We start from the raw sequence: 15473 nt of genomic DNA, 5'->3' as shown, positions 1-15473 counted from the left end.
TCACTGGCCGAAATAGTTGCGGCGTCGCGACAGCAGGTGCGTCCGCATGGCATGGCCGGCAGCCTTGCCATCCCAGTTGCGCAGCGCCTCGGTGATCTGCTGGTGTTCCTGATTGTAGCCAAGGCGCATATCCTCGTTGAAAGCACGCCGCCGGATCTCCATCATCGGCGCCTGGTAGCGGATGATCGACAACAGATCAAAGAAATCGCTGAGAAAGCGATTGTGCGCGGCCGCGTAGATCCTCCGGTGAAACTCATTGTCCCACGCTTCATAGGCGTCAAGATCGCGCACTTCCGCTGCCTTGGCCTCGGCCTCGAGAATGGCATCAAGTTCGCTGGAAGAGGCGTGGCTGGCGGCCGCCTCGGCTGAATGCGGCTCGATGAAGATCCGCAGGTTGAGGATGTCAATCGGGCTGGCATCAAGGAAATGATCGAGAATTCCGGCAAATTGCATGGCCGGTTTTTCGCTGACGAAGGTGCCGCGACCCACATGCCGCTCGATCAGCCCTTCGGCCTCCAAGGCGTCAAACGCCTTGCGGATGGTGTTGCGGGCGACGGCATAGGTGCCCGCCAAAGACCGCTCGTCGGGCAACATAGTACCAGGTTTCCATTCGCCGTCGTTCAGCCGTCGGCGCAGGTCGATTGCAACTGTTTCGGCTTTTTTTGCAGGCATTGCGGTCCATGGTCCATTAAGTCGGAGGTTCAAATAAGAAGAACCAATTTATCCGATTATATGCGAAATGGTTCACAAAAGGCCAGAAAAAAGAGCTTGATCCCCGAGTTTTCTCTCCGTAAGCTAATATCACAGTGAGACCAATAGGGAATTGGCTCACTTATGGGGGAGGGTTATGAAGGTAGCGGCATATCGATTTGCCGGCGAGCGGCATGTGGGGCAGGTGCTTGCGGGCGATCGGCAGATTGCGCCATTCGCGTTGACGTTGCAGGAAGCCCAAGAGGGCGTCGCAAGCCTCATTGGGCGCCGGACAGCGGATCTCGAGACATTGTCGCCGGTCGATATTGCCGATGTCGAGATCGAAGCGCCGTTCCCGCGTCCCGCCCGCAACATTTTCTGCGTTGGAAAGAATTACAGGGCCCACGCCAAGGAGTTTACCGACAGCGGTTTTGACTCCTCGGCCGCTCAAGGCGAAGTGCCGCCTTTTCCGATCGTCTTTTCCAAGGTGCCCGAATGTGTCGTCGCATCAGATGCGGCGGTTGTCATCGATCCCGCCGTTTCCGCCGCCATTGACTATGAGGCCGAACTGGCGGTGATCATCGGCGCCGGCGGCCGCGGCATTCGTGCGGCGGATGCCATGCAGCATGTCTGGGGTTACACGATCATAAATGACGTCACCGCGCGCGACCTTCAGGGCCGCTACAGCCAGTGGCTGCTCGGCAAGTCACAGGACACCTTCTGCCCCATGGGCCCCTTTGCGGTCACCGCCGATGAAATCGACATCGGCGACACGACGGTGCAATGCTATGTCAACGGCGAACTGCGCCAGGACGCCAACACCTGCGATCTGATTTTCGATATCCCGACTTTGATCGAGACGATCTCCGCCGGGGTGACGCTGCAGCCTGGCGACATCATCGCCACCGGCACGCCGGCCGGCGTCGGCATCGGCTTCAAGCCGCCGAAATACCTGCGTGATGGTGACGTCGTCCGCATCGATATCTCCGGTATCGGATCTCTCGAGAACCGTTTCGTGGAGCGTCGTTCATGAGCACCACGATCACCGCCGGCATGACCATCGAGCAGGAGGGCGAGGGCCGCGCGATCATTCTTCTGCATGGCTTGGGCGGCTCCTCCAACAGTTTTCAGCCGCTGGTGCCGGCCCTGCGCGGCCGTCGCATCATTCGGCCCGACCTGCCGGGCGCTGGGCGTTCACCGACGCCGCGCGGCAAGATCGACATGCGTTTGCTGGTGGACACGTTGATCCGTGCCACCTTCGATCTTGGCGTCGACAGCGCCGATCTCGTCGGCCATTCTTTCGGTTCGCTGATTGCCCAGCATGTCGCCCAGGCGCGGCCGGCGCTGGCCCGCACGCTGACCTTGTTCGGCCCGATCATCGAGCCGGCCGATGCAGCCCGCGAGCGTCTCAAGGCGCGCGCCGAACTGGCGCGCCAGCAAGGCATGGATACCGTCGCAGATCAGGTGACGTCCGCAAGCACCGCCACCGGCACTGCCGACACCAATCCCGCCGCCTATGCCTTCGTGCGGGAAAGCCACATGCGCCAGAGCGCCGAGGGCTTCGCCAAATCCTGTGAAGCGCTGGCCGAGGCGGGACCAGCGGATCTCAAGGCTCTGACGATGCCGGTGCTGGTCGTGACCGGGGAGGAAGATGCGGTCGGACCGCCATCGACGGCACATCAACTGGCTGATGGGTTGCGCCAGGGACGCGCTGTCATCCTGCCGCAATGCGGCCATTGGACACCGATCGAGAAACCCGCCGAGTGCCGGCGGTTGCTGAGCGAATTCGTCGGCGGCACCTAGGGCGCGGCGACAAGGGCAGGCGGCTGTGTTCCGGGAGAGAACCGCCGCGACAGGGAGGAGACTTTTATGGCCGATCATTCCAACGGCTGGAACGGCAGCGGATCCGTTTTGTTCACCAATGTGCGCATCCTCGATGCCACCGGGGAGCAGCCATTTTCCGGCGAAGTGCTGGTTCAGGGCAACCGCATCAAGCAGATCACCCGCGGCTCATCGCGTTTTTCCGCGCCGATGACCTCATCCGGCGCCACCGTCATTGACGGCATGGGCGCCACATTGATGCCGGGCATGATCGACGCGCATCTGCATCTTTCCTGGAACAATGCTCCCGGCATCGAGCCGATCCAGATGATGGAAGTCGAGGAACACATGCTGGTCACCATGGAGATGGCCAAGCTGGTCATCGACGCCGGCTTCACCGCCGGTCGCGGTGCAGCGGCCGCCAAGCCGCGCCTTGATGTTGTTGCCAAGCGCTTCATCAATGAGGGTCGTTTTCCCGGCCCGCGCTATACGGCGGCCGGCCCGGAAATCACCACGGTTGGCGGCCTGGGAGATTCCGCGCCTTCACATATTCCGCATGAAGGGCTGAACCTCGGCCTTGTCGTATCCGGCCCGGAAGAGATCCGCCGCGTCGTGCGCACATTGATCAAATACGGCGTCGATTCCATCAAGCTCAACCTGTCCGGCGAGGAAATCACCGGCATGGGCGCCGAGGAAACGCCGATGTCGGAAGAAGAAGTGGCAATGGCGGTGAGCGAGGCAAAGCGCCGCAACAAGGTGGTTTCCGCCCATGCGCGCTCGGCCAACTCCGTCAAGCAGTGCGTGCGCCACGGCATCACCAACATCTATCATGCCTCGTTTGCGGACGAGGAAGCGCTCGACATGCTCGAGGCTGCGAAAGACAGGCACTTCGTTGCTCCCGGGATTGCCTGGCTGATCAACACGGCCCGCGAGGCCGAAGCCTGGGGCATCAAGCCCGGCTCAAAGATCGCCATGCTCTATGAGCGCGAACTGGAAATGTGCATCGAATCCATGAAGAAGATGCACCGGCGCGGCATCCGCATTTTGATCGGCGGGGACTATGGCTTTGCCTGGACCCCGCAGGGCACCAATGCCCGCGACATTCAGACCTTCGTTGAAGTGCTCGGATTCTCGCCGATGGAGGCCATTCTGGCGGCCACCAAATATGGCGGTCAGATCATGGAGATGGAAAATGAGCTCGGCATGATCAAGGAAGGCTATCTTGCCGACTTGCTGCTGGTCGATGGTGATCCGCTCGCCGATGTGCGCATTCTGCAAAACAAGGATCGCCTGCTTGCCATCATGAAGGACGGACAGTTTCACAAGGCCCCGCGCGCTCAGGACGCCCGGCGGCGTTTGACTGCCTGATCGCCATGACCGACAGCACATCAGCCAGCAAGGGCCCGCTCGCCCAGAGCGCCACGCTCACCACCCGCCAGCTTGCCTGGTTCGCGGGGCTGATTGCGGTCGGCATTTTCATCTGGCTGGTTTTCGCGCAGTGGCCCGATTGGCTCAAGGGCCTGCTGATCTCGAAGAAGGCCTTTCTCAGCGCCATTCTCAACGGCCTGACTCTCGCTGGGCTGTATTTTCTTGTCGCCAGCGGTTTCACCCTGGTCTTCGGGCTGATGCGCAACGTCAATCTGGCGCACGGCTCACTCTATCTGCTCGGCGCCTATATCGGCTATGAAGCGGCCGAACTCACCGGCTATTGGCTGGTTGGCGTCGCCGCCGGCTTTCTCGTGCTCGCAATTGTCGGCCTGATCATGCAGATCGTCGTCTTTCGCCGTCTTGAGGGCGATGATCTGCGGCAGACCCTGGTGACCATAGGCATTTCCGTCGTCGCTGCCGATCTGATGCTCGCCTTTTGGGGCGGCAACACCTATCAGATCCTGACCCCCGACTGGCTCAGCGGCGCCATCAAGCTGCCTGTTGTCACCGCTGTCCGCTCGAACGGCACCGAGGTCTTCCTCGTCTATCCGTTCTACCGATTGGTGGTGCTTGCTGCCGCCATCGTCATCGGTATCGGGCTCTGGCTGTTGATCAACCGCACACGCGTCGGCTCGATGATCCGCGCCGGGGTCGATGACCGTGACATGCTCTCTGCATCGGGTGTCAATGTGCATTTCGTCTTCGCCATCGTCTTTGCCCTCGGCGCTGCTCTTGCCGGCCTTGCCGGCGTCGTCGGCGGTTCGGCACTCTCGGTGGCTCCCGGCGAAGACGTGCGCTATCTGCTCGCCTCGCTGGTCGTTGTCATCGTTGGCGGTATGGGCTCGATCACCGGCGCCGCTGTCGGCGCCCTGATCATCGGCCTCGCCGAACAGATCGGCCTCGTCTATTTCCCGACCTACGGCGTCGTCTTGACCTTTGTCATCATGGTGGTGACGCTGGCTTTGCGGCCGCAGGGCATCATGGGGAGGTCGCTGTGACGGATCTCGCCAGTGCCGGAAGGAACACTTCTCTGCCCGCTCGGTCGTGGCTGGAACGGATTGGCACCGGGCATATCCTGCTCGCTGTCTTCCTGCTCATCTATCCACTGATGGCATCGGACTTTTTTCTCACCCAGATCGGTGGCTACTCTCTCGTTCTCGGCATGATTGCCTTGTCGCTGATGCTGCTGGCCGGCTATGGCGGCATGGTATCGCTGGCGCAGATCACCGTGGCCGGGGCCGCCGGCTATACGGTGGCAATTTTCGGCGAGAACAATTCCGGCATCTACGGCTTCGGCTGGCCCTGGTGGCTCTATGCTCCCTTCGCCATCCTCCTCGCCTCGCTGATGTCGGCCCTGATCGGCTGGATCGCAGTGCGGACCGAGGGCATCTACACGATCATGATCACGCTGGCTGTTGCCACCGCGTGCTTCTATTTCGCCCAGCAGAACTATGCGCTGTTCAATGGGTTCCCCGGCTATAACGGCCTGCGCGCCCCTGAAGCCTTCGGTGTCTATTGGCGGGATCCGGTGCCGTACTACTATCTGTGCCTTGCCACTGCCACCATCGCCTATGCGGCAGTCCTTTATGCGGCCCGCTCCACCTTCGGGCTGTCGCTACAGGCGATCCGCGACAATCCTCGCCGCATGCGCGCCATCGGGTTCGATGTCACGGCCCACAAGGTCTTTGCCTGGTGGCTGGCTGGTCTGATCGCCGGCGCCGCCGGCGTGTTGCTGGTCTGGTTCAACGGGCGCATCTCGCCGGGCACCATCTCGGTGGGCCCCGCCATCAACATTCTGGTGATCGCGATCATCGGCGGTCTGCGCCACCCCATCGGGCCGTTCCTCGGCGCCGTCGTGGTCGTGATGATGCAGACTTTCGCCATCGATATCGTTGGCGCCGAGCGCTTTAATACCCTGATCGGACTGGTGTTTCTGGCGATTGTCTTTGTTTCGCCGGATGGAATTCTCGGCCTGTGGGAGCGCTTCAAGCCTCGCACGGGAGGGGAGGACTGGTCGTCTTTTGTCAAAGGACGGTCGGACAAGACGAAAACTTAACGGGAGGAAAATGCAATGATCAACAAACGCACTCTGCTGGCCCTGGCGCTGGCAACCGGCCTGACCGCCCCGGCCTTTGCCGTGGCGCAGGCGGAATCGGTCAAGATCGGCTTGCTCGCCACCTTTGAAGGCGCGTTCGCGGTGCTCGGCGAAGATTCCGCGCGCGGCGCCATGACGGCCGTCGAGGAATTTGACGGTACCGCCGGCGGCAAGGACATCGAGATTGTCCGGGGTTCGTCCGATGCCTCGCCCGACAGCGCCGTGCGCGCCGCCCGCAAGCTGGTCGAACAGGACGGCGTGAAGATCCTCGTCGGCCCGCTCTCGGGTGATGAAGGCATCGCCGTCAAGGATTTTGCCAAGACCCATCCTGACGTGACCTTCATCAACGGCTCGTCGGCGGCCCAGGATACCACCCTGCGCGATCCGGCAGAAAACTTCTTCCGCTTCTCGACCGACGGTGCCCAGTGGATGGCCGGCCTCGGAGAGTATGTCTATGACGAGAAGGGCTACCGCAGCGTCGCCACCGTCGCCGAGGATTATTCATTCCCCTACACCCAGGTCTTCGGCTTCATGGCCGCCTTCTGCAAGGCCGGCGGCAAGGTGCCGTCGAAATCCTGGGTGCCGATCGGCAACAAGGACTATTCCTCGGTCATCGCCGCAATCCCGGATGAAGTCGATGCCATCTACGTCGCGCTTGGCGGCGCCGACGCCGTCAACTTCCTGTCGCAGTACAATGATGCGGGCGGGCAGGCGCCGTTGATCGGTGGTTCGATCACCGTTGACCAGACCGTCCTGACCGCCAAGGGCAAGTTGCGCGACGTGCTGATTGGCACACCGGCCGCCGGGCCGACCGCCGACACCAATGACGATCCGGCCTGGACCAAGTTCGTCGAGGACTACAAGAAGCAGGAGGGAGCCTTTCCTTCGCCTTCGCTGTTCGCACATGCCTATTACGTCGGCATGAAAGCCGCGATCCTGGCGCTGAATGAAGTTGAAGGCGATCTCTCCGACGGCGGCGAGAAGTTCCGCGCAGCCCTTGCCGATCTCGAATTCGAGACGCCGACCGGAATGGTCTCTCTCGACGAGAACCGCAATGCCATAGCCGATATCTATCTGACTGAAGTCACCGAGAACGAAAACGGCGAACTGGTCAACAAGCTCATCAAGACGACGCCCCAGGTCAACCAGACCCTCGGCATCGACAGGGATGAGTTCATGGCGCTCGGCGCGGTCAGCCGCGACAATCCGAGCTGCGAGTAGGGCTTAGGCCGGAGAGGGCAGTCATGGCACAGAATATCGCCGCTTCGCGATTGCAGGGCACCGGCGCGCACGCGCTGGACCTTGAAGGCGTCGGCCGGCAATTCGGTGCCCTGTCGGCTCTCTCCGGCATCAATATGAGGATCGCGGCCGGTGAGCGGCGCGCGGTCCTCGGTTCGAACGGCGCCGGCAAGACAACGCTGTTCAACACCATTACCGGCGATTTCTATCCGACCAGCGGTCGTATCCGCTTCTTCGGCGAGGAGATCACCACGCTAGCGGCCCATGAGCGCATCCGTCGCGGGCTGCGGCGCACCTACCAGATCTCCCAGTTGTTCACCAATCTCACGGTGCGGGAATCGGTCTATCTCGCGTGCCGCGGCGTATCGCGGCGGCGCTTTTCCTTGTTCCGCCCCAGCCCGTCTGACGGCGCCATGGCGCAGGCGGAATCAATTGTCCACGCCGTGCATATGGATGATGATGCCGATACGCTGGTCGGCACCTTGTCGCACGGTCAGCAGCGCCAGTTGGAAATCGGCCTGGCACTGGCCGGCGCACCGCGATTCATACTGTTTGACGAACCGGCGGCCGGCTTGTCGCCGACAGAACGCCGCGACCTCATAGCCATTCTCAACGCTCTGCCGCACCACATCGGTTACATCATCATCGAACACGATCTTGATGTCGCGCTGCGCGTCTCCGAATACGTCTCGATGATGCACAATGGAACGGTGTTCACCGAGGGCACCCCCGACGAGATCGAGAACGATCCGGCGGTGCAGCAGATCTATCTCGGAGGCGGGCATGGCTAGACAATCCGCATCAAAACCCCGGGCCGCCCTCGCGATCGATGATCTGCACGTCTTCTATGGGGAGGCCCATGTCGTGCAGGGTGTCTCGCTCAAACTGGAACAGGGTGTCATGAGTGTCGTTGGCCGCAACGGCATGGGCAAGTCGACGCTGTGCAACACCATTACCGGCCTGAAAGAGGCGCGCTCCGGCTCCATCCGTCTGCATGGCCGCGAGATATCGCGTCTGGAGCCGCACCAGATCCATCATGCCGGCATTGCCTATGTGCCGCAGGGCCGGCGTGTCTGGCCAAGTCTTAGTGTTGACGAACACCTGCGTCTGGCCGCCGAAGGTGGCGCGGATGCCGCCTGGACGCTTGATCGCATCTATCAGACGTTCCCGCGCCTTTTCGAGCGGCGCACGAATGGCGGCTCGCAACTGTCCGGCGGCGAACAGCAGATGCTGGCCATCTCACGTGCTCTGCTGGCCAACCCCAAATTGCTGGTGATGGACGAACCGACCGAGGGGCTTGCCCCGGTAATTGTCGATCAGGTCGCTGAAATGCTCATCGAGCTTGGCCAGGAAGGCGAAATGGCCATCCTTGTCATCGAACAGAATATCGGTGTGGCAACCTCCGTCTCCGACACGGTGGCGATCATGGTCAACGGCCAGATCAACCGCACCATGGAGGCTGGCCTGCTTGCCGCCGACCGGGAACTGCAGCAGCGGCTGCTCGGTGTCGGGCGTCACGGCGAGGAAGACGACCAGGACGACGCAACCCCTACGCTGCCCGACGAGACCGTGCGCGAGCGTCTGGCGGAAGTCTATGTCGTCTCTCGCCAGGGGGCCGGCTCGGGAACGGCCGAAGCGGGCGGCCTGCAAACAATGAGTGCTTTGCCGAACCGCTGGAACCTGCCAGCCGCCAGCTTGCGCGATGAGCGCGTGCGCAGCCACGATGCCGGCAAGACAGCCGCTCGCCGCGCCGATGAGGCGGTTTTTGCGATCCCTTTCGCCGAGCGGATCGGCCGCACCATCTACGTGGCCGGCACGTTTGACACCAAGAGCCGCGAGCTCGGCTATGTCCGCGATTGCCTGAAAGATGTGGGAATGGCGGTGAAGACCGTCGATCTGTCGACAACGCGAGCCCCCTCGCGCTGCGATGTCACGCCGCTGCAGGTCGCAGGGCATCACCCCGGCGGTCCGGCGGCGGTATTCGGCGAGGATCGCGGCCAGTCGGTCACGGCCATGGCCGAGGCCTTTGCCAGGTTCATGGCGCGGGAACGCGGGGTTGGCGGCATCATTTCGGCGGGCGGCTCGGGCGGGACGACACTGGCGACAGCCGGCATGCGCGCCCTGCCGGTCGGCATTCCGAAAGTCATGGTCTCAACCGTCGCGGCCGGCGATACCCGCCCCTATGTCGGTGCCGCCGACATCAACATGTTCTACTCGGTGACTGATGTTCAGGGGCTTAACCTGATTTCCGAGCGCGTGCTGGCCAATGCTGCGCATGCCATGGCCGGCATGGTGGCGCGCTTGCCGGATGGCCGAGAGATGGCTGCCCGGCAGGCGAGGGCGCGGCCGGCTCTTGGCCTGACCATGTTCGGCGTCACCACGCCTTGCGTTCAGGCTGTGCAGAAAACGCTGCAGGACGACTATGACTGCCTCGTCTTTCATGCCACCGGCACGGGTGGCCGGGCCATGGAAAACCTCGCACGCTCGGGATTGTTGGCAGGCATCATCGACATCACCACGACCGAGGTCGCGGACATGCTGGTCGGCGGCGTGTTCCCCGCCGATGAAGACCGCTTTGGCGCGGTGATCGACACAGGGCTGCCCTGGGTTGGCTCCTGTGGCGCCCTCGACATGGTCAATTTCGGCCCGCGCGCCAGCGTTCCGGAAAAGTTCAACAGCCGCAAATTCGTCATTCACAACCCATCCGTGACCCTGATGCGCACCACCGCCGAGGAAAACCGCCGTTTCGGCGAATGGATCGGCGAACGCATCAACCGCATGGAAGGTCCGGTCCGCTTTCTCATCCCGGAAGGCGGCGTTTCCGTCCTCGACAGGCCCGACGCGCCGTTTCACGATCCGGCAGCCAATGCGGCCTTGTTCGAGGCGCTTGAAGCCACGGTCCGCCAGACGGCCCGACGTCAGATCATCCGCGTCAAGGCCAATCTCAATGATCCGGCGTTCTCGCAGGCCCTTGTCGCCGCCTACCAGTCAATTGCCAGCCCCGTGAGGAGGTCCGCCTGATGCCAAGATTTGAACGCCACGCGCTGATGCAGAAGTTTCAGAAGATGAAACGCGACCGCGTGCCGATCATCGGTGGTGGTGCCGGCACCGGACTGTCGGCCAAGTGCGAGGAAGAAGGCGGCATCGATCTGATCGTCATCTACAATTCCGGCCGCTATCGCATGGCCGGCCGCGGCTCCTTGTCCGGTCTGCTTGCCTATGGCAATGCCAATGAGATCGTAGTCGAGATGGCCAGCGAAATCCTGCCGGTCGTCAAGCGCACACCGGTGCTCGCCGGCGTCAACGGCACGGATCCGTTCTGCATGTTCGACAGCTTTCTGCCCAAGCTGAAGGAGATGGGTTTCGCCGGGATCCAGAATTTTCCGACCGTCGGCCTGATCGACGGCACATTTCGCGCCAATCTCGAGGAGACCGGCATGTCCTACGGCCAGGAGATTGACCTGGTGCGCATGGCCAATGGTCTCGACATGCTGACAACGCCCTATGTGTTCAGTGCCGAGGAAGCCACCGAGATGGCGCGCGCAGGCGCCGACATTATCGTCTGCCATCTCGGCCTGACCACCGGCGGCTCGATCGGCGCGGAAACGGCGCTGAAGCTTGAAGACTGTCCGGCGATGGTCGACGAATGGGCCGAGGCGGCGCTCAAGGTCAACAAGGATGCCATCGTGCTTGTGCATGGCGGCCCCGTCGCTTCGCCCGACGACGCTGGCTTCGTTCTCAATAAGACCGAAAACTGTCACGGTTTCTACGGCGCCTCATCGATGGAGCGGCTGCCGACGGAAACCGCGCTGACCGAACAGACACGCAAGTTCAAGTCGGTGACATTCTGAGGCGCTCGCGCCGCGTCACCATGACTTTCAGGGAGGACTACTCATGTCAGGGGAATTGATCGGGACGGCATTGATCTGGCTCGTCGCCATCGTCATCGCCATCGTCGTTGCAGTGTACATCCTGCGCTGGTTGTACCGGCGCTCGACCAAGGAAATCGCCTTCGTTCGCACCGGCTTTCTCGGTGAAAAGGTGGTCGTCAATGGCGGCGCCTTCGTCATTCCGGTCCTGCATGAGATCACGCCTGTCAACATGAATGTCATGCGCATCGAGGTGCCGCGCCGCAATGAGCAGGCATTGATCACCAAGAACCGCATGCGCGTCGACATCACCGCCGAGTTCTTCGTCGAGGTGGGGGCGACGAAATCGGCGGTTGCCGCAGCTGCCCAGACGCTCGGTGCCCGCACGATGCAGGAGGACGGCCTGATCACGCTGCTTGAGGGCAAGTTCGCCTCCGCCATGCGCACCATCGCAGCGCGCATGACGCTTGAGGAGATGCACGAGCAGCGCGGCGAGTTTGCCGAAGCGGTCAAGGAGCTTGCAGCCCAGGCGCTTATCCGCAACGGCCTTGAACTCGACGCCGTCGCCATCGCCGATCTCGACCAGACCGGGCTCGAATATTTCGACCCTTCCAACGCTTTCGACGCTGAAGGTCTGACCCAGATCACCGAATCGATCGAGGCGCGCCGCAAGATGCGCAACGAGATCGAACAGCGCACGCTGGTTGAGATCCGGTCGCAGAACCTGACGGCTCAGAAGCAGGTGCTGGAAATTGACCGCGACCAGGAATATGCCCGCCTTGAACAGGAACGCGAACTGGAGATCCGCCGGGCGGCGCAGCGCAGCGAACTGGTGCGCGAACGCGCCCTGAAGGAACAGGAATCAGAGCAGGCGCAACTCACCTCGCGCGAAGCGATCGAGAAAGCGCGGCTTGCCCAGGAGCGGGCCATTACCGACGAGCGGATCAAGTCCGAGGAGGAGACCCAGCGTCGCGAGATCGCTCGCCGTCGTGCGATCGATGAAGCGGAAATCAAGAGCCGCGAAGCGACCGAACGCGAGCAGCTGCATCTGGAACTCGAGCTGGAAAAGGTCCGAATCCAGCGCGATCTCGAGCGCCGCGAGCGGGAGATCGCCAGCGAAAAAGCCATCGAGATCCATGCGCTCGAGCGGCAGATCACCATCGCCGCCAAGGCCGTCGAACTGGCCCAGGCCGAGGCCGAGAAGAAGCGCAACGAGATCGTTCAGGAACAGCTGACCGCGGCCGAGCGCGTCGCCCAGGATCGGGCGCTTGACGAGATCCGCATCGAGCGCGAACGCCGTCTTGATGCCTTGCAACTGGCCAAGCAGCAGGCGTTCGAGGAAGCCGAGATCGCCATGCAGGAGGAGGTCGAGCGGGCCCGCCTGGCAACCGACCGGGCCGTTGCCGAGGCGCGCGTCGTCAACGAGCGCGAGATCCGCAAGGCGCATATCGAGCGCGATCGCATTCTCGAACTTGCCGAGGTCGACAAGGCGGTCGAGCTTGCCAAGAAGTCCCAGGAACGCTCAGCCGCTCTCGCCGCTGCCGCCGCAGTGCGCGCCAAGGTCTACCAGGCTGAGGAACAGGCACTCACCGCCCGCGAGAAGGAAATCGCCGAACGCCGCAAGTTGACCGAGCGCATCTCCACCGAGCGCGAGGTTGAGCGCGAGACGATCCGCATCACGGCCAAGGCCGAAGCCGAGATGAAGGCGGCCAAGAGCCTCGCCGAGGCTCAGACGATTGCCGCCAACGCCCAGGCGGAGGCTGAGAAGATTGCTGCTCTTGCCTCCAGCGAACGGTATCAGGTCGACGCTGCCGGTCGGCGCGCCCTCAACGAATCCGAGAACGTCCTGTCCGAGCCCGCGCGCCAGGCCCGTATCCGCGAGAAATTGCTTGACCGGATCGAGGGCATCGTTCGCGAAAGCGTTCGCCCGATGGAGAAGATCGAAGGCATCAAGATCCTGCACGTGGATGGCATCAATGGTCATGACGGGGGCGGCAGGAACGTCACGGACGAGGTGATCGACTCGGCGCTGCGCTACCGGGTCCAGGCGCCGATGATCGACAATCTGATGAAGGAGATCGGCATCGAGGGGGGCTCCATGGGCCGCATGACCGACGTGCTGCGCGACGCCAAGGACATGACCAATCTGGTGCAAAAGGCTGAGGACAGGAAGAAAGGCAAAGCCGGCTCCGGAAAGGACGCGGATGACGATGACCGCGACCGCGACCGGGACCGCTGAGGAGGACCCATGCCACGCGTATACGTCTCCAGCGTGATCCACGCTCCGGCGGCCAGCGTCTGGGCGCGGATCCGCGACTTCAATGCTCTGCCGGAATGGACGCCCTTCGTCGCGGAAAGTCGCATCGAACAGGGTCTGCCATCCGACAAGATCGGTTGCATCCGCAATTTTACGCTCAAGGACGGCGGGCGCATCCGCGAGCAACTGCTTGGCCTGTCGGACTACGACTTGAATTGCACCTATGCGATTCTCGAAAGCCCGATGGGGGTCGAAAACTATATCGCCAAACTGAGCCTGACGCCGATCACGGATGGCAACCGGACCTTTGCCGAATGGCAGGCTGATTTCGACTGTCCCCCCGATCGCGAGCGTGCGCTGATCGAACAAATCGGCACGCATGTCTTCCAGAACGCATTCAACGCGCTCAAGTCGGCTTTCGGCGGGCGGTGATGACGATGATGAGCAGCGTTCAGCGTGCGGCCTCTCAAGAGCTCGGCGCATGACGCGGGTCGTCGAGACGGCGATCGTCAACGTGCCGATCGACACGCTCTGGCATTGGCTGCGCGACTTCAATTCGCATGTCGAATGGCATCCGGCCATTGCGACGAGCGCCATCGAGGACGACGCTCCCTCGGATGAGGTCGGAGCGGTCCGCTCCTTCAGCCTTCAAGATGGCGGCCGGTTGCGCGAACAGCTGCTGCAGCTCGACGATCAGGCCCGTGAACTCACCTACTGCCTGCTCGATTCGCCGCTGCCCCTATACAATTATGTCGCCACGATCCGGCTGCGGCCGGTGACCGACCCGGCGCATCAAGGGGGCGCGACTTTCTGGGAATGGCGGTCGACATTCGATCCGCCGCCCGAACGTCGCGCCGAACTTTCGGCTCTGGTTGCCAAAGACATTTATCGCGCCGGCATGCGCGGCCTCGAGACCCATATTCGAAAGGGGGCGGGGGCGGCTGGGGCCACTCTTCGCGTCGCGCGGGCGCAGGGCGTCAGCCAATCTGATAGGCTGGATACCAGACCGGACAGCGCGACCCCTCCACGAACCGCCGCCGCGATCGCAGCACCCGCTTCGGCACCTGGCTCGACGGCCGGCCTGGCGCCTGGCCCGGCTATGGGGAGCGCCATCCTGATAGACCGGCATGGCGGCCCGGAAGTCCTGGTACAGCGCCATGTCAGTGTGGCGCCGCCCGGCCCGGGCGAAGTGCGCATACGCCAGACCTATGCCGGGGTGAACTTCATCGACATCTATTGCCGCACCGGCTATTTCGATCTGGTTGCGCCGCCCGGCATCCCCGGCATGGAGGCTGTCGGCATTGTTGAAAGCGTCGGCCCGGCGGTGTCGCATCTCGCCGTCGGAGACCGGGTTGGCTACGCCTGTGCCCCGCCGGGAGCCTATGTCTCGTTGCGCACCATGGATGCGGCGCTCGTCGCCCGGTTGCCGGATGCATTGCCGGACGAGCGTGCTGCTGCCGGCCTCCTGAAAGGCATGACCGCCGGATTCCTCTTGCACGATGTGCACCCGGTCCGGCCCGGTGAGATCGTTGTCGTCCACGCTGCTGCCGGCGGCGCCGGCTCGCTCCTCACTCAGTGGGCGTCAGCACTTGGCGCCCTCGTCATCGGCACGGTCTCGACCCGCGACAAGGCGCAGGCAGCCTATGCCAATGGAGCACGCGAGGTTCTGATCGGGCGTGGACACGAATTTCTTGACGGCGTGCGCGATCTCACGGACGGGCGCGGCGCCGACGTTATCTACGACGCGATCGGCCGCGACAGCTTTTCCGCCTCGCTGGACGCGCTGGCCATACGTGGACACCTGGTCAGCTACGGTCAGGCGTCCGGCGATATCGGACCGCGCGAAATCGGTCCGCTGGCGTCGAAATCCATCACCCTGTCGCGGCCCAATTATGGCCACTACGTTTTCGATCGCACCACCATGCAACGGCAATCGGGCCGTCTGTTCGAGGCGCTGGCCCAGGGTCATCTGACGATCGACGCCCCCGCGGTTTTCCCGCTGGAGGAAGCCGGCAATGCCCATGCCGCCATTGAAAGCGGCAGAACCCAGGGCGCCTCGGTGCTGCGGCTATGA

13 protein-coding genes are annotated in these 15473 nt (G+C 62.8%); 12 read left to right on the top strand and 1 reads right to left on the bottom strand.

Annotated features, from left to right (window positions below; translation table 11 throughout):
- Positions 1-672, bottom strand: a complete 672-nt coding sequence (locus tag KY465_RS09680) for a FadR/GntR family transcriptional regulator (RefSeq protein WP_219201449.1) — start codon at positions 670-672, stop codon at positions 1-3.
- 175 nt (positions 673-847) lie between these two features.
- On the opposite strand from KY465_RS09680, the gene KY465_RS09675 reads away from it, so the two are divergent.
- The 12 genes from KY465_RS09675 (at position 848) to KY465_RS09620 (ending at position 15473) form a co-directional block, all read left to right on the top strand.
- Positions 848-1723 (top strand): fumarylacetoacetate hydrolase family protein, encoded by an 876-nt coding sequence (locus KY465_RS09675; RefSeq protein ID WP_219201448.1) that lies wholly within the window; start codon positions 848-850, stop codon positions 1721-1723.
- Complete coding sequence (locus KY465_RS09670; RefSeq protein ID WP_219201447.1) at positions 1720-2493, top strand: alpha/beta fold hydrolase; 774 nt, start codon at positions 1720-1722, stop codon at positions 2491-2493. Before KY465_RS09675 ends, KY465_RS09670 begins: the two co-directional genes overlap by 4 nt.
- Positions 2494-2559: 66 nt before the next feature.
- Positions 2560-3879, top strand: a complete 1320-nt coding sequence (locus KY465_RS09665; RefSeq protein WP_219201446.1) for a metal-dependent hydrolase family protein — start codon at positions 2560-2562, stop codon at positions 3877-3879.
- Between the two features lie 5 nt (positions 3880-3884).
- Positions 3885-4937 carry a branched-chain amino acid ABC transporter permease gene (locus KY465_RS09660; RefSeq protein ID WP_219201445.1) on the top strand — a complete coding sequence of 351 codons (1053 nt, stop codon included), beginning with the start codon at positions 3885-3887 and terminating at the stop codon, positions 4935-4937.
- Entirely contained in the window at positions 4934-5995 is a 1062-nt protein-coding gene (locus KY465_RS09655) for a branched-chain amino acid ABC transporter permease (protein ID WP_346432619.1), read from the top strand. The genes KY465_RS09660 and KY465_RS09655 overlap by 4 nt, the downstream gene beginning before the upstream one ends.
- Before the next feature lie 15 nt (positions 5996-6010).
- Positions 6011-7255: an ABC transporter substrate-binding protein gene (locus KY465_RS09650; RefSeq protein ID WP_219201444.1), complete on the top strand. Its 1245-nt coding sequence runs from the start codon at positions 6011-6013 to the stop codon at positions 7253-7255.
- A 23-nt stretch (positions 7256-7278) separates the two neighbouring features.
- The gene (locus KY465_RS09645; protein ID WP_219201443.1) at positions 7279-8064 is read left to right on the top strand and encodes an ABC transporter ATP-binding protein; all 786 of its coding nucleotides are present in this window, start codon (positions 7279-7281) and stop codon (positions 8062-8064) included.
- A complete protein-coding gene (locus KY465_RS09640; RefSeq protein WP_219201442.1) occupies positions 8057-10294 on the top strand; it encodes an ABC transporter permease in 2238 nt (745 codons plus the stop codon). Before KY465_RS09645 ends, KY465_RS09640 begins: the two co-directional genes overlap by 8 nt.
- A complete protein-coding gene (locus KY465_RS09635; RefSeq protein WP_219201441.1) occupies positions 10294-11124 on the top strand; it encodes a phosphoenolpyruvate hydrolase family protein in 831 nt (276 codons plus the stop codon). The genes KY465_RS09640 and KY465_RS09635 overlap by 1 nt, the downstream gene beginning before the upstream one ends.
- A gap of 43 nt (positions 11125-11167) precedes the next feature.
- A complete protein-coding gene (locus KY465_RS09630) occupies positions 11168-13381 on the top strand; it encodes a flotillin family protein (RefSeq protein WP_219201440.1) in 2214 nt (737 codons plus the stop codon).
- Positions 13382-13390: 9 nt separating this feature from the next.
- Positions 13391-13831, top strand: coding sequence for an SRPBCC family protein (locus KY465_RS09625; RefSeq protein ID WP_219201439.1), 441 nt, complete (start codon positions 13391-13393; stop codon positions 13829-13831).
- A gap of 49 nt (positions 13832-13880) precedes the next feature.
- Positions 13881-15473 (top strand): SRPBCC family protein, encoded by a 1593-nt coding sequence (locus KY465_RS09620; RefSeq protein WP_219201438.1) that lies wholly within the window; start codon positions 13881-13883, stop codon positions 15471-15473.

The sequence above is a fragment of the Neohoeflea coraliihabitans genome, assembly GCF_019334345.1.
GTDB classification, from domain to species: domain Bacteria; phylum Pseudomonadota; class Alphaproteobacteria; order Rhizobiales; family Rhizobiaceae; genus Pseudohoeflea; species Pseudohoeflea coraliihabitans.
The sequence above is the reverse complement of the archived record's forward strand: the minus strand, read 5'-3'. Positions and strand labels throughout refer to the sequence as shown.